The organism is Burkholderiales bacterium (assembly GCA_036262035.1).
Lineage (GTDB): Bacteria > Pseudomonadota > Gammaproteobacteria > Burkholderiales > SG8-41 > JAQGMV01.
The window spans coordinates 1-21081 of record DATAJS010000001.1 but is presented as its reverse complement, the minus strand read 5'-3'; the positions used below and the strand labels follow the sequence as shown (position 1 = coordinate 21081).

The 21081-nt window shown below is 65.8% G+C and carries 21 protein-coding genes and 1 tRNA gene; 16 read left to right on the top strand and 6 right to left on the bottom strand.

Annotated elements, in window-relative coordinates:
* From VHP37_00110 to VHP37_00095, 4 genes are read left to right on the top strand one after another with little or no spacing between them, the layout of a single operon-like run.
* Positions 1–1056, top strand: a complete 1056-nt coding sequence (locus VHP37_00110; protein ID HEX2824717.1) for a MoxR family ATPase — start codon at positions 1–3, stop codon at positions 1054–1056.
* Entirely contained in the window at positions 1053–2282 is a 1230-nt protein-coding gene (locus tag VHP37_00105; protein HEX2824716.1) for a VWA-like domain-containing protein, read from the top strand. Before VHP37_00110 ends, VHP37_00105 begins: the two co-directional genes overlap by 4 nt.
* A 16-nt stretch (positions 2283–2298) precedes the next feature.
* Positions 2299–2424, top strand: a complete 126-nt coding sequence (locus VHP37_00100; GenBank protein HEX2824715.1) for a hypothetical protein — start codon at positions 2299–2301, stop codon at positions 2422–2424.
* Between the two features lie 13 nt (positions 2425–2437).
* On the top strand, positions 2438–3391 hold the full coding sequence (locus tag VHP37_00095) for a PHB depolymerase family esterase (protein HEX2824714.1): 954 nt from the start codon (positions 2438–2440) through the stop codon (positions 3389–3391).
* Between the two features lie 14 nt (positions 3392–3405).
* Here VHP37_00095 and VHP37_00090 read toward each other — a convergent pair whose 3' ends face one another.
* Complete coding sequence (locus VHP37_00090) at positions 3406–4629, bottom strand: GNAT family N-acetyltransferase (GenBank protein HEX2824713.1); 1224 nt, start codon at positions 4627–4629, stop codon at positions 3406–3408.
* Between the two features lie 111 nt (positions 4630–4740).
* Between VHP37_00090 and glnK the strand changes: the two genes are divergently transcribed.
* Positions 4741–5079: a P-II family nitrogen regulator gene (gene glnK / locus VHP37_00085; GenBank protein ID HEX2824712.1), complete on the top strand. Its 339-nt coding sequence runs from the start codon at positions 4741–4743 to the stop codon at positions 5077–5079.
* A 103-nt stretch (positions 5080–5182) separates the two neighbouring features.
* On the opposite strand, the gene VHP37_00080 is transcribed toward glnK, so the two are convergent.
* Together VHP37_00080 and trxB are read right to left on the bottom strand one after the other, a co-directional pair.
* Positions 5183–5779, bottom strand: a complete 597-nt coding sequence (locus VHP37_00080; protein HEX2824711.1) for a Smr/MutS family protein — start codon at positions 5777–5779, stop codon at positions 5183–5185.
* A gap of 72 nt (positions 5780–5851) precedes the next feature.
* On the bottom strand, positions 5852–6811 hold the full coding sequence (trxB, locus tag VHP37_00075; protein ID HEX2824710.1) for a thioredoxin-disulfide reductase: 960 nt from the start codon (positions 6809–6811) through the stop codon (positions 5852–5854).
* Between the two features lie 229 nt (positions 6812–7040).
* On the opposite strand from trxB, the gene VHP37_00070 reads away from it, so the two are divergent.
* The 7 genes from VHP37_00070 to VHP37_00040 all read left to right on the top strand — a co-directional run bounded on the left by VHP37_00070 (position 7041) and on the right by VHP37_00040 (position 13461).
* On the top strand, positions 7041–7730 hold the full coding sequence (locus VHP37_00070) for a cyclic nucleotide-binding domain-containing protein (GenBank protein ID HEX2824709.1): 690 nt from the start codon (positions 7041–7043) through the stop codon (positions 7728–7730).
* 18 nt (positions 7731–7748) lie between these two features.
* Positions 7749–10058: a DNA translocase FtsK 4TM domain-containing protein gene (locus VHP37_00065; protein ID HEX2824708.1), complete on the top strand. Its 2310-nt coding sequence runs from the start codon at positions 7749–7751 to the stop codon at positions 10056–10058.
* A gap of 147 nt (positions 10059–10205) precedes the next feature.
* Positions 10206–10679 carry a DUF4124 domain-containing protein gene (locus tag VHP37_00060; protein HEX2824707.1) on the top strand — a complete coding sequence of 158 codons (474 nt, stop codon included), beginning with the start codon at positions 10206–10208 and terminating at the stop codon, positions 10677–10679.
* Positions 10679–11284: an outer membrane lipoprotein chaperone LolA gene (lolA, locus tag VHP37_00055; GenBank protein ID HEX2824706.1), complete on the top strand. Its 606-nt coding sequence runs from the start codon at positions 10679–10681 to the stop codon at positions 11282–11284. The genes VHP37_00060 and lolA overlap by 1 nt, the downstream gene beginning before the upstream one ends.
* Positions 11277–12590, top strand: coding sequence for a replication-associated recombination protein A (locus VHP37_00050; GenBank protein HEX2824705.1), 1314 nt, complete (start codon positions 11277–11279; stop codon positions 12588–12590). The genes lolA and VHP37_00050 overlap by 8 nt, the downstream gene beginning before the upstream one ends.
* A 56-nt stretch (positions 12591–12646) precedes the next feature.
* A complete protein-coding gene (locus VHP37_00045) occupies positions 12647–13063 on the top strand; it encodes an RDD family protein (protein ID HEX2824704.1) in 417 nt (138 codons plus the stop codon).
* On the top strand, positions 13060–13461 hold the full coding sequence (locus tag VHP37_00040; protein HEX2824703.1) for a hypothetical protein: 402 nt from the start codon (positions 13060–13062) through the stop codon (positions 13459–13461). The genes VHP37_00045 and VHP37_00040 overlap by 4 nt, the downstream gene beginning before the upstream one ends.
* A gap of 105 nt (positions 13462–13566) precedes the next feature.
* Here VHP37_00040 and VHP37_00035 read toward each other — a convergent pair whose 3' ends face one another.
* The gene (locus tag VHP37_00035; protein ID HEX2824702.1) at positions 13567–14457 is read right to left on the bottom strand and encodes an amidohydrolase family protein; all 891 of its coding nucleotides are present in this window, start codon (positions 14455–14457) and stop codon (positions 13567–13569) included.
* Positions 14458–14529: 72 nt separating this feature from the next.
* On the opposite strand from VHP37_00035, the gene serS reads away from it, so the two are divergent.
* Complete coding sequence (serS, locus tag VHP37_00030) at positions 14530–15801, top strand: serine--tRNA ligase (protein HEX2824701.1); 1272 nt, start codon at positions 14530–14532, stop codon at positions 15799–15801.
* Here the strand turns inward: serS and VHP37_00025 are convergent.
* Together VHP37_00025 and VHP37_00020 are read right to left on the bottom strand one after the other, a co-directional pair.
* Positions 15768–16643 (bottom strand): sialate O-acetylesterase, encoded by an 876-nt coding sequence (locus tag VHP37_00025; GenBank protein ID HEX2824700.1) that lies wholly within the window; start codon positions 16641–16643, stop codon positions 15768–15770. The genes serS and VHP37_00025 overlap by 34 nt on opposite strands.
* 3 nt (positions 16644–16646) lie before the next feature.
* Positions 16647–17717, bottom strand: a complete 1071-nt coding sequence (locus VHP37_00020) for an acyltransferase (GenBank protein HEX2824699.1) — start codon at positions 17715–17717, stop codon at positions 16647–16649.
* A 292-nt stretch (positions 17718–18009) separates the two neighbouring features.
* Between VHP37_00020 and VHP37_00015 the strand changes: the two genes are divergently transcribed.
* From VHP37_00015 to VHP37_00005, 3 genes are all read left to right on the top strand, one after another.
* Positions 18010–18099: transfer RNA gene (locus tag VHP37_00015), tRNA-Ser, on the top strand.
* A gap of 265 nt (positions 18100–18364) precedes the next feature.
* Complete coding sequence (locus VHP37_00010; GenBank protein ID HEX2824698.1) at positions 18365–18607, top strand: hypothetical protein; 243 nt, start codon at positions 18365–18367, stop codon at positions 18605–18607.
* Between the two features lie 311 nt (positions 18608–18918).
* Complete coding sequence (locus tag VHP37_00005; GenBank protein ID HEX2824697.1) at positions 18919–20982, top strand: hypothetical protein; 2064 nt, start codon at positions 18919–18921, stop codon at positions 20980–20982.
* The last annotated feature ends 99 nt before the right edge of the window (positions 20983–21081 follow it).

Genomic DNA, 21081 nt, shown 5'->3' with positions numbered 1-21081 from the left:
ATGCGTCCTTCGCACATCGCCGCCATCCTCGATCGCGAGTTCGAAAGCTCGGCGGAGCACACCCCGGTGATGCTGTGGGGACCGCCGGGCGTGGGCAAGTCGCGCATCATCGCGGACGTCGCTCGTGCGCATGCGGTCGAGTTGATCGACGTGCGCCTTTCGCAGATGGAGCCGACCGATCTGCGCGGCATACCGTTCAGGAGCGGCGACCGCGTCGAATGGTCGGTGCCGGCGCTGCTGCCCGACGCCGAGCGCCACGGCGAGCGCGGCATCCTCTTCCTCGACGAGATCTCGTCCGCGCCGCCGACGGTCACGGCTGCAGCGTATCAGCTCATCCTCGACCGCCGGCTCGGCGAGTACCGGGTGCCCGACGGCTGGGCGATCTTCGCGGCGGGCAACCGTCACGGCGATCGCGGCGTCACCTACGTCATGCCCTCGCCGCTCGCCAACCGCTTCACGCACTACGAGATCGAGCCGCACCTCGACGACTGGGTCACGTGGGCGCACCACGCGGGGCTCGACGAGCGCGTCATCGCTTTCCTGCGTTTTCGGCCCGATCTGCTCTTCGACTTCGATCCCGCGCGCAACCCGGTCGCTTTTCCGAGCCCTCGTTCGTGGGAGTACGCGCATCGCGCGCTGCGCAAGTTCGAAGGTCATCCCGCGCTGCTGCTCGACTCGCTGCAGGCGTGCGTCGGCGCGGCGGCCGGTGTCGAGCTCAAGGCGTTCGTCGAGCACATGAGCGAGCTGCCCGACCTCGATGCGATCGTCGAGGGGCGAGAGACCGGAGTGCCGCGGGCGATCGACCTGCAATACGGGGTGGCGTCGGCGATCGTGCGGCGGGCCGCGCAGGCGCGCGACAGCGCCGACGCCGGGCGCCTCTACGCCAACATCCTGCGCTACGCACGGTCGTTTCCCGAACGCGAGATGGGCGTCATGCTCGTGACCGATCTCCATCGATCGATCGGGCAGCCGCTCTACGGCATTCCCGAATTCGCGCAGTGGGCGGAGAGCATCAGCGATCTCGTGCTCTACGACCTGCCGGCGCTGCGGCGGTGATCCCCGACGCGGCCGCGACCAAGCTCGCGGCGGCGCGCGCCCGGCTCATCCTCGAGCGGCCGTTCATCGGCGCGCTCGTCATGCACCTGCCGCTGGTGCCCGCGACCGGCGACTGGTGCGCGAGCGTCGCCACCGACGCCCGCGCGATCTACTACAACGCCGAGTACGTCGACCGCTTGAGTCTCGCCGAAGCGCAGTTCGTGCTCGCGCACGAGGCGATGCACTGCGCGCTCGGCCATCTCGCGCGCCGCTCGCATCGCACGGTCAAGCGCTGGGACGTCGCCTGCGATCACGCGGTCAACCTGCTGCTCGTCGACGAAGGCATGGTTGCGCCGCCCGATGCATTGCTGGACGCGGCGTATCGCGGACTGTCCGCCGAAGAGATCTACCCGCTGCTGCCGCTCGGCCCGCAGATGCGCACGCTCGACCAGCACATCGGCGGAGGCACCGGCGCATTGACCGGACGACGGTCGCGCGAAGCGCGGCCGGCGCTCGCTCGCGTATCGTTCACGCAAAGCGAAGCGGGCTGGGACGACGCGGGCGACGAGCATCGCGTCAACGAAAGCGCCGAGGAGCCACCGGCGATTTCGCCGGCGCACGCCGAAGCGCTCGCGCACGAATGGCAGGGACGCATGGCGTCGGCGGCGCAACAGGCACGGCTCGCGGGTCGGCTCGCGCCGGCATGGCTGCGGCTCGTCGACAAGCTCATGCAGCCGCAACTGCCGTGGCGCGCGCTGCTCGCGCGGTACGTGATGAGCGCCGCCCGCGACGATTACAGCTTCCAGCGGCCGTCGCGCCGCGAAGGCGCCGCGATGCTGCCGCGGCTCGCGAGCGGGGAAGCCGACGTCTGCGTCGCGATCGACACCAGCGGCTCGGTCACGCGCGCGGAGCTCGCGGAGTTCGTCGGCGAGATCGACGCGCTGAAGTCGCAGATCCGCGCGCGGGTGACGCTGCTCGCGTGCGACGAGCGGCTCGACGAGCGCGCGCCGTGGCGCTTTTCGGCATGGGAACCGGTCTTGCTCCCCGAGGAAATGCGCGGAGGAGGCGGGACGAGCTTTCTGCCGGTGTTCGAGTGGATCGATCGAACGAACGATCGGCCCGACGTGCTCGTCTACTTCACTGACGCCTTCGGCGAGTTTCCCGCCGCGCCGCCGGGCTATCCGGTGGTGTGGCTGGTGAAAGGAAACGCCAAAGTCCCCTGGGGCGAGAGAGTTCAGTTGAATTGAAGTGCCGGATGAAGCGGTGACGGGTGAAGCGGTGACGGGTGAAGCGGTGACGGGCGAAGCGGTGACGGGCGAAGCGGCAGGCAAGGGTTCGAGCGGCGCGGTCGGTTTTCGTCATTCCGGACCGCGCGACAGCGCGATGTGATCCGGAATCCATTTTGACTTTAGTTCGTTTTTTGCTGCTGGCGTTCTTCGCATCTCTCGCGCTGAATGCCTTCGCCGCGTTCGCACCGGGCGATTACGACGTTTCGCTGACACACCAGAACCTGCGCCGCAGCTACTCGGTCCACGTGCCGCCGCAGGCGCGCGGCGGCAGGCCGTTGCCGCTCGTCATCGCTTTTCACGGCGCGGGATCGAACGCCGAAGTGATGCGCGTGTACACGCGCATGGACGCCGCGTCCGACCGCGACGGCTACGTCGTGGTCTATCCCAATGGCAGCAGCGGCTTCGAGGGCCGCTTTCTCACCTGGAATGCGGGCAACTGCTGCGGGCCGGCGGCGCTGCTGCAGGTCGACGACGTGGGCTTCGCATTGACGGTGATCGAGGACGTGTCGAAGCGCGCATCGATCGACCGCCGCCGGATCTATGCGACCGGCCTTTCGAACGGCGCCATGATGGCTTACCGCCTTGCCGCCGAAGCGTCCGACCGCATCGCCGCGGTGGCGGGCGTGGCGGGCTCGATGTCGCTGGCGTCGTTCGCGCCGACTCGCCCGATGCCCGTGATGCACATCCACAGCACGACCGATCACATCGCGCGTTTCGACGGCGGCCTCGGACCGCCGAGATCCATCGCCGATACGCGAATGTTCAACATGCCCGTCGAGGACATGCTGAGGAAATGGCTGGACCACGACGGGTGCCCGCTCAAGACCGCGGCGGTCGAGACGGTGACGGGCCGGCCCGGCACGCCCGACGAGAGCCACACCGCGATCAAGCGCGTCTACGGGCCGTGCCGCGAAGGATCGGAAGTCGTGCTGTGGCAGCTCTCCGGCGCCGGCCACGTCTGGCCGGGCGGCGTGCGCGACTACAACCCGGAGCTCCTGGGAACCGGCACCGCGATCATCGACGCGAATGCTGAGATCTGGAAGTTCTTCTCGCGCTTCCGCCGATAGAAAACCACCCCACCCTAACCCTCCCCCTGAGGGGGAGGGGATTGGGGTAATTCCTTGAACGGCGCCCGCTCGTTCAGCTCGCCGATATGGTCCGCCACCCCGTGCGTCTCGCGCGCGAGGAAGTCCTCGATCGCACGCGCGAAGTCGCGGCGTGCGATCCAGTGCGTCGAGCGGGTCTCGACCGGCATCAAGCCGCGCGCGAGCTTGGTGCGCTCGCCCTGCGCGCCGCCTTCGAATCGCGTCAGCCCCCGCGCGATGCAGTACTCGATGACCTGGTAGTAGCACGTCTCGAAGTGCAGGACGGGGTGGTGCTCGATCGCCCCCCAGTAGCGGCCGTAGAGCGTCGTCGCGTCGCGCATGTTGAACGACGCCGCGATCGGTTTGCCCGCACGCCGGGCGATCACCATCGTGATGTTCTCCGGCATCGCCTCGCCGATGCGGCGGAAGAACTCGAGGTTGAGATACGGCGTCGAGTAGTGCTCGCGATAGGTGCGCGAGTAGCACTTGTGGAAGAACACCCAGTCGGCGTCGGCGATCTCGCGCCCTTCCCGCCATTCGAACGTGATGCCCGCCTCGCGCACCTTGCGCCGCTCCTGCTTCACTTTCTTGCGCTTGTCGTGGTTCATCTGCGCGAGGAAGTCGTCGAAGCTCGCGTAACTGTCGTTGCGCCAGTGGAACTGCACGCCGTGGCGCTCCATCATTCCGACGCCGGTCAAAGCGGCGGCGTCTTCTTCGGGCGGATAGAGGCAGTGCAGCGACGACACGCCGAGCTCGCGCGCGAGCGTGAGCGCGCCGGCGGAGAGGATCCTGCGCGCTTCGGTGCTGGCGGCGAGGATGCGCGGGCCGCACACCGGCGTGAACGGGATCGCGCACAGGAGCTTGGGGTAGTACTCGAGCCCGTGACGGCGATACGCATCCGCCCAGCTCCAGTCGAAGACGTACTCGCCGTACGAGTGACCTTTCAGATAGAGCGGCATCGCGCCGGCCAGCGCGTCGCCGTCCATCAGGATCAGATACTGCGGTCCCCAGCCGGTCTCGGGCGACGCGCAGCCGGTCTCGTGCAGCGCGTTCAGGAACTCGTGGCGCACGAACGGCTGCGGCCCGGCGAGGGCGTTCCACGCGTCGGGCGCGATGTGGGCGATGGAGGAGGCGACCTGGATCGCGACGGCATCGTCGGCCGCGGGCGAGGTCGTGGGTTTCGAGCGTGCTATCGCGAAGCTCCGGCTGTAGCCCCGCATCTTATCGAACGCGGCGCCCGAGCGCGTGGCGCCCGGTGCGCACTGTCGAGGGGCAGGGGCATGTTATCCTTGCCGGATTCCAGGACACACCGAGGTACCGGGGGACAGGCCATGAAGAAAATCGAGGCGATATTCAAGCCGTTCAAGCTCGACGAAGTGCGTGAAGCGCTGTCCGAGATCGGCGTCTCCGGCCTGACCGTCACCGAGGTCAAGGGCTTCGGCCGTCAGAAAGGTCATACCGAGCTCTATCGCGGCGCGGAGTATGTCGTCGATTTCCTGCCCAAGGTCAAAGTCGACGTGGTCGTTCCCGACAACCTGCTCGACCAGGCGATCGACGCCATCGTCAAAGCCGCCCGCACCGGGAAGATCGGCGACGGGAAGATCTTCGTGTCCGACGTCGCGCAGGTCATTCGCATCCGCACCGGCGAGACGGACGAGGCAGCGATCTAGCGCCTCGTCATTCCCGCGAAGGCGGGAATCCATTTTGACGTCGAGGCCCGATTCAAAATGGATTCCGGATCACTTCGCCCTGCCGGGCGGTCCGGAATTACGGTCAAGCCCTAAGCAGCACTACCACTGCGCCGCTTCCGCCGTCCGCAGGCTTCGCCTCGTGAAACGCGAGCACGTCCTCGCGCTGGGCGAGCCAGCTCGCGACCAGGCCTTTCAGCACGCCTTCGCCGGATCCCGAGCGCAGACCCTTGCCGTGAATGATGCGCACGGAGCGTGCGCCGCTCGCGCGGCAGCGCTCGAGGAACGCCACGAGCAGCGGCCGCGCCTCGTTGACGGTGAGGCCGTGCAGGTCGAGCTCGTCCTCGATGCGCGAGCCGCCGCGGCGAAGCTGGCGCAGCGTCTGGCGTTGCACGCCGGGGCGCGTGAACTTGAGCGGCTCGCCGGCTTCCCGTTCGAAAGGCCGCGTGTCGCTGAGATCGTCGGTGACGGCGAGGTCGTGCTCGGCATCGCGGACGCGGGGATGGGGCAGGGGTTTTGCGAGCGCCGCCTTGTTGCGGTCGGCGAGCGGCTTCACGTCGGACATCGCCGTGCGAAACGCCGGGTCTTCGACCGGTTTGCGGGCTTTCGCGCCGCGCTGCGCCATGCGCTCGGGCTGCAGCCGCGGGCGACGCGCAATGACGCCTCTACGGGTGCCGGTCATGTTCTTTGCGGTGCGTTATCACGCACCCTACGAACGTATCGACGTAGGGTGCGTGCGAACGCACCGGGGGCGCTACGCGCCCTTGGCTTCGAGGTAACGCTGCGCGTCGAGCGCGGCCATACAGCCGGTGCCCGCGCTCGTCACCGCCTGGCGGTAGATGTGGTCCTGCACGTCACCCGCGGCGAAGACGCCGGGGACGCTCGTCGCGGTCGCCATGCCTTCGAGGCCGCTCTTGGTGATGATGTAGCCGTTGTTCATGTCGAGCTGGCCGGCGAAGATCTCGGTATTGGGACGATGGCCGACCGCGATGAACACGCCGGTGAGCTTCTTCTCGCTCGTGGCTTCGGTCTTGACGTTCTTTACGCGGATGCCGGTGACGCCGGTGTTGTCGCCCAGCACTTCGTCGAGCACGGTGTCCCAGTGGATCGTCGCCTTGCCTTCCGACACCTTGTCGCGCAGCTTGTCGACCAGGATCGGCTCGGCGCGGAACTTGTCGCGGCGATGGATGACGTTGACGTGGCTCGCGATGTTGGTGAGGTACAGCGCTTCCTCGACCGCGGTGTTGCCGCCGCCGACGACCGCGACTTCCTGGCCCTTGTAGAAGAACCCGTCGCAGGTGGCGCAGCCCGACACCCCTTTGCCCATGAAAGCCTGCTCGGACGGCAGCCCGAGGTACATCGCCGAAGCGCCCGTGGCGATGATCAGCGTGTCGCAGGTATAAGTGCCGCTGTCGCCGATCAGGGTGATCGGGGTCTCTTTCAGCTTGGCGGTGTGGATGTGGTCGAACACGAGCTCGGTCTTGAAGCGCTCGGCGTGCTTCATGAAGCGCTCCATCAGCTCCGGTCCCTGCACCCCCATGGCGTCCGCCGGCCAGTTGTCGACGTCGGTCGTGGTCATGAGCTGCCCGCCCTGGGCGAGGCCGGTGATGAGGACGGGCTGGAGATTGGCGCGGGCGGCGTAGACGGCGGCGGTATAGCCCGCGGGCCCCGACCCCAGGATGAGGACGCGGCAATGTTTGGTCGCTTGGGACATGGATGTGTGCCTGGACGGGTGGACTGAATGACCTTCCGGCACGCATCGTGCCGGGCCGGTCGCTGGGAAGGTGCGAATCTATAGCAGCTTAGGGTCGGTGTCGAGCATATAAAAACCCTGAAATTTCAGCGGTTACCGGGTGACGGTTCATCCCCATTCTGGCACTATAGCGGGTGATCCGCCCCGGGCCGCCGGATGACGGGGCGATAACGACTAAAAGAGGCGTTCGATGGCCCAGTTCGCGCTGAATCCGAACATTCTCAAGAATGTTCCGCTGTTTTCCTCGTTCACCGACCATCAGCTCGCGCTACTGCTGCCGGCGGTCCAGCACCGCCGGTTCCCGCGGGGCTCGTACGTGATCCGGGCGGGCGAGGAGACCGACTCGCTGTACATCATCCTCGCGGGCAAGGCCAAGGTGCTGATCCCCGACGACGACGGCAATGAAGTGATCCTGTCGGTCATCGGTCCGAACGAATTCTTCGGCGAGATGGGCCTCCTCGACGACCAGCCGCGCTCGGCGAGCGTCGAGACCATGGAGCCCTGCGAGATGCTGCGGATCTCGCGCACCGCGTTCCTGACGTGCCTCAAGGACAACTTCGACGCCGCGCTCGTCATCATCCGCAACCTGGTCAAGCGCCTGCGCGAAGCCGACCGCAAGATCGAGAGCCTCGCGCTGATCGACGTGTACGGCCGCGTCGCGCGGCTGCTGATCGAGATGGCGCAGCCGGTCGACGGCCAATGGATCATCGAGAAAGCGCCGCCGAAGCAGGAGATCGCGCGCATGATCGGCGCGTCGCGCGAGATGGTGAGCCGGGTGGTGAAGGACCTGCACGACAAGGGCGTGATCCGCGCGGAGAAGCGCAAGATCTTCGTGCTCGACCGCCAGTCGATGCACAGGCGCTCGACCGTGCGTCATTGATAGCGAGGACAGGCACGATTGCTGTGGAGTGAAAAAGCCGGCGCGGCCAAGGTAGCGGGCAACCCGCTGCCGCCGAAGATCGCGGCGCTGTTGCGCGAGTCGTGGTGGCTCGCGCTGGTGGCCGTCGCGGTCTACCTCCTTCTCATCCTCGCCACGTTCAACCCGCAGGATCCCGGCTGGTCGCACAGCGTGCGCGAAGCGCCGGTGCAGAACTGGGGCGGCGCGTTCGGCGCGTGGCTCGCGGACGTCTTGCTGTCCCTGTTCGGGCGGTCGGCGTACTGGTTCATCGCGCTGTGCGGCGCGCTCGTCGCGTGGGCGTTCAAACGGATCGAAGTCGTCCCCGAAGGCGGCGACCGGCGCTCGTACGTGCTGGCGCTGATCGGTTTCTTCGTCGTGCTCCTCGCAAGCGCGGGCATCGAGGCGATGGGGCTGAAGAAATTCGGCGCGATCCTGCCGCAGGGGTCGGGCGGCTTCATCGGCGAAATCATGGGCGGCGCTGTATCGCGAACGCTGGGTCGGCCCGGGGGGCTGATCATCCTGCTCCTCACTTTCGCCGCCGGCCTTTCGCTTTTCACGCGTGTCTCATGGCTCACCGCCCTCGAGCGCCTGGGTGAATGGACCGAGCGCGCCTTCCTCTTCGTCATCGCCAAGTGGCAGGAGCGCCAGGACCGCCGCGCGGGCGAGCAGGCGACGATCGAGCGCGAGGAAGTGGTCGAAGTCTCCAAGAAGAAGCTCGTCATCCACGAGCCGGTGAAGATCGCGCCGCCGCCGGTCGAGATCCAGAAGTCCCCGCGCGCCGAGCGCGAGAAGCAGGTGCCGCTCTTCGACAACCTGCCCGATTCGCTGCTGCCGCCGCTGGGGCTGCTCGACGAAGCCGACAGGAACATCGAAACGATGTCGGCGGAGACGCTCGAGTTCACCTCGCGCCTGATCGAGAAGAAGCTGCTCGACTTCGGCGTCGAAGTGAAAGTGGTCGCGGCGTATCCCGGCCCGGTGATCACGCGCTACGAGATCGAGCCCGCGGTCGGCGTCAAAGGCAACCAGATCATCAACCTGGTGCGCGACCTCGCGCGCGCGCTGTCGGTGATCAGCATCCGCGTCGTCGAGACCATCCCCGGCAAGAGCTACATGGGTCTGGAGATCCCGAACCCGACGCGGCAGACCGTGCGGTTGACCGAGATCCTGTCGTCGCAGGTCTACGCCGACATGGGCTCGCCGCTCACCATGGCGCTGGGCAAGGACATCGCCGGCCACCCGGTGGTCGCCGACCTCGCGCGCATGCCGCACCTGCTCGTCGCCGGCACGACCGGCTCGGGCAAGTCGGTCGGCATCAACGCGATGATCCTGTCGCTGGTCTACAAGTCGCCGCCGTCGCAGGTGCGGCTGATCCTCGTCGACCCGAAGATGCTCGAGCTGTCGGTGTACGAAGGCATCCCGCATCTGCTCGCGCCCGTCGTCACCGACATGCGCCAGGCGGCGAACGCGCTCAACTGGTGCGTCGCCGAGATGGAGCGGCGCTACAAGCTGATGTCCTCGCTCGGCGTGCGCAACCTCGCGGGCTTCAACCAGAAGATCCGCGACGCCGAGAAAGCGAAGAACCCGATCCCGAACCCGCTCCTCGCGGGCACCGAGAATCCCGAGCCGCTGCACGAGATGTCGCTGATCGTGGTGGTGATCGACGAGCTGGCCGACCTCATGATGGTCGTCGGCAAGAAGGTGGAAGAGCTGATCGCGCGCCTTGCGCAGAAAGCGCGCGCGGCGGGCATCCACCTGATCCTGGCGACGCAGCGTCCGTCGGTCGATGTGATCACCGGCCTGATCAAGGCCAACATTCCGACGCGGATCGCGTTCCAGGTCTCGGCCAAGGTCGACTCGCGCACCATCCTCGACCAGATGGGCGCCGAAGCGCTCCTTGGCCAGGGCGACATGCTGTTCCTGCCGCCGGGCGTCGGCCTCACCCAGCGCGTGCACGGCGCGTACGTCGCCGACCACGAGGTGCACAAAGTCGTCGATTACCTGAAGCAGCTCGCCCAGCCGCAATACGTCGAGGACGTGCTGGAAGGCCCGCCGGCCGAAGACGAAGGCGGTCTCCTCGAAGGCGGCGGAGGCGGGGACGGCGAGTCCGACCCGCTCTACGACCAGGCCTGCGCGATCGTGCTCAAGACCCGCCGCGCGTCGATCTCGCTGGTCCAGCGGCACCTCCGGATCGGCTACAACCGCGCCGCCCGGCTGATCGAGCAGATGGAGCGCGCCGGCATGGTCTCGGCCATGCAGACCAACGGCAACCGCGAAGTGCTCGTGCCGGCGTCGGCGGGCGCTGAGCAGTAACGCTTCGTTACATCCCGACGCAAACGCGCGGGACATGTCGCTGTCTCACCTTCCGTGAGTCGAACAACCCACCCCAATCCCGGCTTTCCCTCTGAGGGGGAAGGAGAAAACCGTTCCCTCCTCCTCAGGGGGAGGGTTAGGGTGGGGGTGGTTTTGTTCGCACTCGCCACAGCCGCCGCCGCCCAGACCTACAAATGGACCGACGAGCGCGGCGTGACCACATACGGCACCAAGCCGCCGCCGGGCGTGAAAGCGCAGCCTGTCGACACCCAGCCGCGCGGCCCCGCCGAGCTCTCGCCGGAAGACCAGAAACGGGTCGAAGCCGAAGCGCGCCGCCGGGCGGCGATCCAGCCGCCGCCGCCACCGCCGCCCGCGCCCGTGGCGGTCGCGCCGCCGGTGCGCGGCATGCCTTTTGATACCTACATCCGGCTCGAGCGCGGCATGAGCGAAGGCGAGCTCGTCCTGCGCGCAGGCAGCCCCGACCACGTCTCGACCGAAGACGCGCCGTGGGGCTATGCCCGGGTCTACTACTACATGCCCACCGCGACCGATCCGTTCACCACCGTGGTGACGCTGCGCAGCGGGCGTATCGAACGTCTCGAACGAACCAGGAAATTCTGATGCGAAACTTATTGTGGATTGCGCTGTTCCTCCCGACGCTGGCTTTCCCGGCGAGCGTCGATACCTTGAAAACGATGCTGAACCAGACGACGACGGCGAAAGGCCGCTTCGCCCAGACGGTGCTCGACAAGAACAACAAGACGCTCCAGACCTCCACCGGCACGATGGAGTTCTCGCGTCCCGGCAAATTCCGCTGGGAGTACGTGAAGCCGTACGAGCAGACGATCGTCGGCGACGGCTCCAAGCTCTGGATCTACGACAAGGACTTGAACCAGGTCACGGTGCGCAAGCTCGATCGCGCGCTCGGCGCGAGCCCCGCGGCGCTGCTCGCCGGCAGCAACGAGATCGAGAAAGCGTACGCGCTCAAGGCCGCGGGCGAGAGCGGCGGGCTCGACTGGCTCGAAGCCATGCCGCGCACCCAGGACACCGCGTTCGAGCGCATCCGCCTGGGTTTCGGCAAAGGCGGGCTGGAGGCGATGGAGCTGAAAGACCAGTTCGGGCAGACGACGATGATCAAGTTCGCCGATCTCGAGCGCAACGTGAAGCTCACGCCGGCGTCGTTCACGTTCACGCCGCCCAAAGGCGCCGCGGTCATCAGTGAATGACCTCTTCGGCCAGCGTGAGCCCGCGGCGCCGCTCGCCGAGCGCCTGCGGCCGCGCACGCTCGACGACGTCGTCGGGCAGAGCCATCTCCTGGGACCCGGCAAGCCGCTGCGGCTCGCGTTCGAGGCGCGCAAGCCGCACTCGATGATCCTGTGGGGTCCGCCGGGCGTGGGGAAGACCACGCTGGCGCGGCTGATGGCGCAGGCGTTCGACGCCGAGTTCATCGCGCTCTCCGCGGTGTTCTCCGGCGTGAAAGACATCCGCGAAGCGGTCAACCGCGCGCAGCTCGACCTCCAGCAATCGGGCCGTCACACGATCCTGTTCGTCGACGAAGTCCACCGCTTCAACAAGGCGCAGCAGGACGCGTTTCTCCCGTTCGTCGAGCAGGGGCTCATCACCTTCATCGGCGCGACGACCGAGAACCCGTCGTTCGAGGTGAACAGCGCGCTCCTGTCGCGCGCGGCGGTGTACGTGCTCCAGCCTCTGTCCGACGCGGAGCTCGACACCCTGGTCGCGCGCGCCAGAGAGCAGGGCGGGCTCGATCTCGAGTTCACCGACGAAGCGCGGCAGCTCGTCGTCGGCTATGCCGACGGCGACGCGCGACGGCTGCTCAACATTCTCGAGCAGCTTTCGACCGCGGCGGAGAGCGCCGGGCGCAAGGAGGTCGACGCCGAGTTCCTCAAGTCGACGATCGCGCAGACGCTGCGCCGCTTCGACAAGGGCGGCGATGCGTTCTACGACCAGATCTCCGCCCTGCACAAATCGGTGCGCGGCTCGTCGCCCGACGCGTCGCTCTACTGGCTGGTGCGCATGCTCGACGGCGGCGCCGATCCGCTCTACCTCGGACGCCGTCTGGTGCGCATGGCGGCGGAAGACATCGGCCTGGCGGATCCGCGCGCGCTGCGCATCTGCCTCGACGCGTGCGAGACGTTCGAGCGCCTCGGAACGCCCGAAGGCGAGCTGGCACTGGCCGAGGCGGTGATCTATCTCGCGGTCGCGCCGAAGAGCAACGCGGTCTACAACGCTTACAACCGCGCGCGCGATCTGGTGCGCAAGGATGCGTCGCGGCCGGTGCCCGAGCACCTGCGCAACGCCCCGACGCGGCTCATGAAACAGCTGGGCTACGGCAAGGAGTATCGCTATGCGCACGACGAGCCCGACGCCTATGCGGCCGGCGAGCGCTATCTCCCGGAAGGCATGAAAGAGCCCCGGTTCTACGAGCCCACGCCGCGCGGCCTCGAAGGCAAGATCGGGGAGAAGATGGCCGAGCTGCGCAGGCTCGACCGCGAAGCGAAGAAGCGAGACTAGAGGCCTGCAACGGGTGTAAAACCGGGCGTACCGGTCCGTCCACGGGGGAGGCGCTCATGGAACGCGTAGGACTCGGTTTACGCGCGGTCGCGACGATCATCGACACCGCGCTGCTCTTCGTCGCCGGCTACGTCATCGCGGTCTTCACCGGAAGCACGACCGAAGGCGGCTTCCGCCTGACCGGGGCGCCGGCTTTCCTCTGGCTCTTCGCCGCGCTCGTCTACTACATCGTCCTCGAGGCACTATCCGGCGCGACGCTCGGCAAGCGGCTCGTCGGCATCCGCGTCGTCAGGCTCGAAGGCGACGCGCCGCTCGATTGGCAGGCCTCTGTCGTGCGCAACGTGCTGCGGCTGGTCGACGGGCTTTTCTTCTATCTCGTCGCCGCCGTCGCGGTGATCGCGTCGAAGGAGAAGCAGCGCATCGGCGACATCGTCGCGAAGACCGTGGTGGTTAAAAAAGGGAGCGTTCCATGAGAGCAGCCGTAACGATCGCATTCGCGTGGGCGCTGTTCGCGGCGCCGCCGCTGTTCGCCGCCGAGGGCAAGCTCGCCGACGTCGTGCTCAGCGACAGCGAGAATGGCAGTGCGAAGGCCGTCTATGCGACGACGGCGCCGAAGATCTATTTGCGGGCAAAGCTCGTCGACATCCCCAAAGGCTCGAAGGTGAAAGCGGTGTGGATCGCGGAAAAGACCAAGGTCGCGCCGCCGAATTACGAGATCGACGCGAAGGAACTGGGGGTCGGAGCGGTCGCCAACCGCGTCGATTTCTCCATGAGCAAGCCCAGCGCCGGGTGGCCCGAAGGCGATTACCGCGTCGACGTGCAGATCAACGGCAAGACGGTGCAGTCGGTGAAGTTCAAGGTCGGGGGCTGAGGCGGTGCGTTACGGCTTCGCCTGGCGCACCCTGCGACAACGTCATTCCCGCGAAGGCGCGAATCCATTTTCAAACCGTAGGGTGCGTGGTCACGCACCGCGCCTTTAAAACCGGTACAACCGCGCCGGATTGTCGGCCAGCACTTTCTTCCGCAGCGCTTCGTCCGGTATCCACTCCAGAACGAGATCGGCGAGATCGCCGTCATTCGGCATCGCCACCCCCTGCCGCGTGACCGCCGGATGCGGCCAGTCGGTGCCCCACACCACGCGATCGGGCGCGGCCGCGACGACCGCGCGCGCCAGCGGCGTGACCTTCGGATACTTCGGCGCGTTCTTCGAGAGGAAGTAAGGCCCGATCAGCTTCGCCCAGACGTTGTCGCGTTTCAGCAGCCGCAGCAGGGTCTGGAACGCCGGCGCATCCGCGCCGTCGTCGGCGTTCACGTGCCCGAAGTGATCGACGACGATGTCGATGTCCAATCCGCCGAGCTTGGCTTCGGCGTCGGCGAGCTTGCGCAGGTCCATGAAGAACTGCAGATGCCAGCCCATGGGCTTGATGCGCGCGGCGAGCCCGGGGGCGTGCTCGAGCGTGAGGCCGGGGGTCTCGGACGCGAGATTGATCCGTATGCCGCGCACGCCGGCATCGTGCAGGTCCTTGAGCTCTTTGTCGCTCACGTCGGCGTCGACCACCGCGACGCCGCGAAACGCGAACACGCCCGAGCGCAGCGCCGCCGTCATGCAGCTGTTGTCGGTGCCGTAGACGCTCGGCTGCACCAGCACCGCGCGCTCGCAGCCGATGGTGGTGAGCATGCGCGCGTAGTCTTCGGGCGTGGCGTCGTGCGGGATGTACGACGCGTTCGGCAGGTACGGGAAGCGCGTCTGCGGGCCGAATACGTGGGCATGGCAATCGCACGATCCGGCCGGCATATTCCAGCTCGGCTTGCGCGTGTTCGGGTCCTGGCTCTGCAAAGTGTAAGGGCGGGGCGGTGCAACGCTCATGACAAGGTCCGATAAAAGTCGAGCCGCTATAATACGCGTTTGATTTTTGCTCACGGGCTCCTGGGGAAACGGATGCTGGACCTACAGTTACTGCGCAGCGATCTGAACGGGGTCGCACAGCGGCTGACCGATCGCGGCTACACGCTCGACGTCGCGGGCTTCGAAGCGCTCGAGAGGGAGCGCAAGGCGATACAGGGCGAGACGCAGGACCTGCAGGCGCGCCGCAATCAGCTCACCAAGCAGATCGGCGCGATGAAGGGCAAGGGCGAGGACGCGTCCGAGCTCATGGCGCAGGTCAGCGCGGACGCCGACCGGCGCAAGGCGCTCGAAGAGACGCTGACGCAGGTGCAGGCGAGGCTCGACGAGTTCCTCGGCGTCATCCCCAACATCCCGCACGCCTCGGTGCCGCCGGGGAAGACGTCCGACGACAACCCCGAAGTGCGCCGCGTCGGCGAGCCGCGCAGGTTCGACTTCCCGGTGAAGGATCACGTCGACATCGGCGCTGCGCTCGGCATGATCGATTTCGACGCCGCGGCGAAGATCGCCGGCGCGCGCTTCTCGGTGCTGAAAGGGCCGATCGCCCGGCTGCATCGCGCGATCGCGCAATTCATGCTCGACGTGCACACCAGCGAGCACGGCTATACCGAGGTCTACGTCCCGTACATGGTGAACGCCGCGAGCGCCAACGGCGTATCCAGCCTCGCCAAGTTCAAGGACGACCTGTTCAAGATCGAAGGCCGCGACCTCTACCTCATCCCGACCGCCGAATATCCGGTGACGAACCTCGTGCGCGAGGAGATCCTGCCGCTCTCCGCGCTGCCGATGAAGTTCGTCTGCCACTCGCCGTGCTTCCGCAGCGAGGCGGGCTCGTACGGCAAGGACACGCGCGGCATGATCCGTCAGCACCAGTTCGACAAGGTCGAGCTCGTGCAGATCGTCCACCCGAGCGAGTCCTACCAGCGCCACGAAGAGCTCACGCGGCATGCCGAAACGATCCTCGAGCGCCTCGAGCTTCCGTATCGCACCGTGACGCTGTGCACCGGCGACATGGGCTTCTCGTCCGCCAAGACCTACGACCTCGAAGTGTGGCTGCCGGGGCAGAACGCGTATCGCGAGATCTCCTCGTGCAGCAACTTCGAAGCGTTCCAGGCGAGGCGCATGCAGGCGCGCTTCCGCAACGAGAAGGGGAAGACCGAATTCGTCCACACGCTCAACGGCTCGGGTCTCGCGGTCGGCCGCACCCTGGTGGCGATCCTGGAGAACTACCAGCGCGCCGACGGCGGCGTCGACGTGCCCGCCGCGCTCAAGCCTTACATGGGCGGGCTGGAGACGATCCGCGCCTGATCCGCGCCGAGCACGCGCGCCCACTCGCGCGCGACCCTGGCCTGGCCCGCTTCGGCGAGGTGACACCCGTCCGAGCGATCCTCGATCGCGGTGTAGCGGTCGGTATCGGGTCCCGGCAGCACGCCGCGCGCGGCATCGGTGACCGCTTTCTGCGCCTGGCGTATGCCGTCGTCGCGCTCGACGCCGAAGCAGTGCGTCGTCTGCGACACGTAGAACTTGAGAGCCGGGAAGGCGGCTTTCGCGCGTGCGATGAGCTTCTCGAGCTCCGCGCGATACGCCGCGGGCGGCGTCGTACCGGCATCGCCTTCGCCCTGCATCCACGCGAGATGCGTGACGGTGTAGCGCCGCTTCGCGTCGCGCAGCGTTTCGTCGACGAGCGGCGCGAGCCGTCCGTTCCAGTCGGCGATCTTGGTCGCCGGCACCGCCATCGGGATCAGCACGACGTCGCGTCCCAGCAGGTTCGCCATCTCCACCCAGACGCTGCCGGCGCGCCCGCTCGAACCGACGAGCGGATCGAGCGCAGCGTAACAGGCGCCGCGGAAGTAATTGACCACGCGCGCAGTCCCGACATGGCGCCGCGAGAGCACCGAGGCCGCATTGGATTGCCCGGCGACGATGACGACGAGCGTGTCCGGCGTCTGCTCGGGGCAGGCGATAGGCGCACGATCGGTGCGCACGGTGCGCTCGTACTGGTCGACGTCTCCGGCGCGCGGTATCCATGCGCGCTTCAGAGCGATCAGCTCCTGGAGGATCGAGTCGCGCGTGTAGCCTGAATGGAGGCCCGCGAGATAGGCGCCCGCCACGGCGACCAGCGCGGCGACGGCGAGGACGGCGCGCTTCACGCGTCAGCGCGCGCGCGGCTTGAGGCGGATCGCAAGGCGCTTCGGCGCGTCGAGGCAGCCGTTGAGCGCCGTCCTGAGGACCGGTGCAAGCGGCTTTTCGATCAGCACGTGCACCGCGTACGCGAGCGCGAGGGCGAGGACGATCGTTCCCCAGAACACCACGTGCACGTCCAGCCTCGGGTGAAGGACGTTGAACACCATGAAGCCGATGTACTGGTGCAGCAGGTACAGCGGGTAGGTCAGCGCGCCGAGCAGCACCCAGCGGCGGGCGCCGAACGAGCCGGTGCGCCGCAGCGCGATCGGCAGCATGACGGCGAAGAAGAGCGTGACGAGCACGCCGACCGTGAAACCGCTGATCGGCGCATGGAACTTCTGCTCGAACTCGGCGAGCTGAGCGACCGATTCACGCACGGCGAGCGCCCACGATGCGAGGAGCATGGCGGCGCGCGTCACCGACAGGCCACGCTCCCAGATCAGATACAACGTCGCGCCGGCGATGAAGAACGGCGCGTAGTCGGCGATCAGCAGGAACTTGAACTTGCCGAGCGCCAGCGAAGCGACGGTGAGCGCCAGCCATCCGATCAGGATGGGCTGCGCGTGGCGGATCTGGCCGATCAGGAGCACGAACGCGACCATCGCGTAGAAGCGGATCTCCACCGCGAGCGACCAGTACGCGCCGTCCATGGTCTGCACGCCCACGAACTCGGCGAGCATGGTCATGTTGATCGCGTACTCGCGCGCCGAGGACGTGAATCGCGGGGCGCCGATGGCGAGGATGGCGAGGAAGGTGATCGTGCAGCACGCCCAGAAGGCGGGATAGAGCCTGACGAAGCGGGATACGACGAAGCCGCGCAGGCTGCCGCGCGCCGCGGTCATCAGGATCACGAAGCCGCTGATCATGAAGAACAGCTCGACGCCGAGGTAGCCGTACTTGGCGACCGGCGCCAGCGCGGGGTAGGCCAGGGTCGTCATGTCGTCCGCGGCGTTGCCGCGGAATGCGTAGTGGAAGAACAGCACCATCTTCGCCGCGACGAAACGCAGCAGGTCGATCTCGTTGACCCGTTCCTTGCTCATGGTGTCGGCGGTGGCGGCGCGCGCCGTGCGGCAGTTCCCCTGGATCGCCGGAGAATAGCATCTCTCCCTCGCGGCAACGGCTGTCGAGGGTGGCAAAGTGCTGTTCGTGCTGCTAAAATTCCGCCTCCTGCCACGCAGCCCAGCGGCATCCGGGGAGAGTCCGGGACACCTTCAGCGTCGACCCGACCGTCCCCCGCCGCTGCGGTCAATCAGGCAGCTCAAGGTCGTCGTCACGACGACCGTAAAGTAGGATCGGCCGGAGCCACCCGGCCGCAGCCGAGCAGGTCCCCGCGGAGAGGTGGCAGAGTGGTTGAATGTACCGGTCTCGAAAACCGGAGTGCTCGCAAGGGCACCGTGGGTTCGAATCCCACCCTCTCCGCCATCATCCAAAGCAACTCACTGACAGGTAACGACTTTTACGTAGAAGTCGTTTCTCGCCCCCTAGCACGCCCCCTAATTAGCGCTGCTCCCTGATCTCGTGGTACTTTCGTACTTGTCTCAGCAGGGCGTGTTGCGGCAGTTCACACCGGTTTCATTAGCCGCAGCCCGCTCACGTGTGCGGAGGTTTCATGTCTTTGATCAGCTGCCCTGAATGTGCGTCGCAGATTAGCGGTCGTGCGCCCGCGTGTCCTCACTGCGGCGTTCCTATGCAAGTCTACGCACGCGCGCCCCATGCCTCTCAGCCGTCCTGCACAGGCACCGTGACGATCCAAGCCACGGGCAAGACGTATAAGGCGCTGCAGCTTGCCGGGGCTGCGGTGATCGCAACAGCCGTCGCGAGCTGTGCCGCCGCTGTCCCAAGCAGCGAGTCATGGTCTGGCTTTGTGTTTTTGACTGGCATCATGCTCTATGCCGGCGGCCGCGTCGGCGCCTGGTGGAATCACGGGTGATCTCCGAAGCGGGCGTTCGATCTAAGGTCCGCCTAAGACTGCTTGGCTAGGAGCAGACGTTCGCCAGAGCGTCGATAAGGCCGTCTCGCCCATTTCATTCGCAGGACGCAATCGCAGATACACACTCCCGCGACTCCTGACCAGCAGCGCTCGCGCTAAGAGTGACCGGAGTTGCGTCGCGGGGGGCTCCCGGGAGTAACGCCGGGCCGACTTAGCCCGCCGCTTAGTCTCATTTCCTTCCGTTCGTTGCTGATGTACGTGAGTTTGCCTAAGCTCTCGCGCGTGGATTTAGCGAAGAGAAAGGCGCGTTCGTGAATCGAAAGAACAGGCGACGCAGGCAGGGTTTTCTCGAAAATTACCGGCTTGACGACGCGTACATGTTGAAACCCGACCGAGCTAACGGTAGGGCCGGGATTTACGGCGGCTTTTCTCCAAGCGGTGATCCGATCCTTGTTAAGGTCTGGCCGCGCGCGAGTTCTAGTAATGATCAAGACCTAGAAGAGATATGGCGGCATGAACTCCGGCAACTTCATCGCCTCGCCGGCTATCCCGGGGCGGCCGATTGCATTGCCCATTTGTCTGAAGCTGGGTACGACACTCAGGGCTTTTACCTTGTGCTCGCACCGGGCCAGAGGCAACCACTGCAAGCGCTGCTGACCGCTGTGGGGCCAGCACACTGGCTCCGGCAGACACGACAGCCCACAAACCGCGCGCGTATATGGCGGAACTTGGGATTGTTGGCCCGCGGTCTCGAGACCCTGCACTCCCAAGGTTTGTTACACCGAAACCTCGATGCTTGGGCGGTGCTCACATCTGGCGGCGAGGAGCCGGATTTCCAGCTGACGGGATTTGAATGGTCGATGCGAATCGTTGGGGCCGAGACCGCTCGTCGTGCATCAGCTCGCCGCGGAACGGCTGAAAGTACGGACTCCTTTCTTAGAGACTGGCTGATGTTCGGCCTTCTAGCGGCCGACTTATTGGGCGTCAAGGCTGATCGTCTGCTCAACCAATCGCTAGTTCCATACGAGGTCGCGGATCATCTAACGGTCGAAGAAGCACGCCTACTCCGCAACATTACGCAAGTGCACCCCATCTTTCCGCTCAATGGCGACGTCGTTGTGACTCGGATAGATGAAATTCTGCGTCTTCTCGCTGCCACGATCGCGGAACGCGATCCGAAGTTACATCTTGTGCTTCGCTTAGGAACAGATACCCCGCTCGCCGAGCGGATTAGAGAAGCATCTGATAATGAGATAGAAGTCGATGACGTAGAAGAGCAACTTAGGTTCGTCTCCGACGATTTACTCGAGGCACCGATGCTGCTTGCGTTAAAGCCATTTGATGGCGCGGAGGGCATGCGGCTTGTGCTTCGCGGGAAGTATCTTAGTTACAGGCTACAAGAATACAGGCAGCCGCGCTCTCGTACTACAACGTGGGAGTTCGCATATTGCGAAGTCGTTGAAAGAACTGTCCCGGCGCCAGTCAATATCATTGGGCAGCGGACACTGGAACCCACCGCTATACAACTTTTAACCACATCAGCTGCGTTTGAGCGCTTTCCGAGGCTACGCGGAAAGCTCACCTCTTGGGAGGAGTGGAGGCGGCGATTTATCGTCGAGGCAACGCCTCTTAGCCGAGAGCAGCTAACACATCGGGCTCTCGCTTTAATTCAGTTGCTTGAAGCCCTTTATGCTGCTGCGGATATTTTTCCAGTTGAGATCGTCGCCCAGCCTCGGGGATCCACAGAGTCAGCGGATGGTGAAGTCCTGCTGCGACTAAGGTCGCGGGCAGACCCAGAGCGCGACAATCTGTCGGCGGCTCTCAACTTGAAGGCGCCAGAATTTCGCTTGACTCATGCACTGGTAGGCGATGCGGTCAAGCCCGAGGGATGGATTCTCACGGACACTGGCTCACTCGGTGAGCGCGATGTGAACAATACCGAATGGCGGTTCCAGGAGATCGAGAAAACCCCCGGTCAGCCGAGTACCTTCGTATTTACTGGAATCAATCCTGCGCCGCTCCTCGCAGAACCGTTTCTCATACCGGACGGATCAATCGGGCGTGACGTTCAGTTCCGCCGCCGGCTTAAGGCGCTGCGAGCTCTAAAGGATCACCACGAACTTCTTCGGATGATTACCGACCCGCGCCGGCGTGTTGTCGAAACTCACGATTCCATTGAAGAGGACGAAGCCTTTTTAAAGCTTGACGAGCCAAAGCAAGAGGCGCTGCGGGAATTAACAGCGACGCTCCCACTGTATTTGGTTCAAGGTCCTCCTGGCGTGGGTAAGACGCGCCTGGTGCGCGACTTGGTGCGTCGACGCTTTGCGGATGAGCGTAACCGTCCGGTCAGCACCGCCTTGACGCAGTATCGCTGATTCAGGCGGCGAGTTCGACGGCCGGGTTATCCACGAGCGTGCTCGCCACATTCCACGGCAGCAGCTCCTCGACGCGGTTGATCGGGTGATCGGCGATGC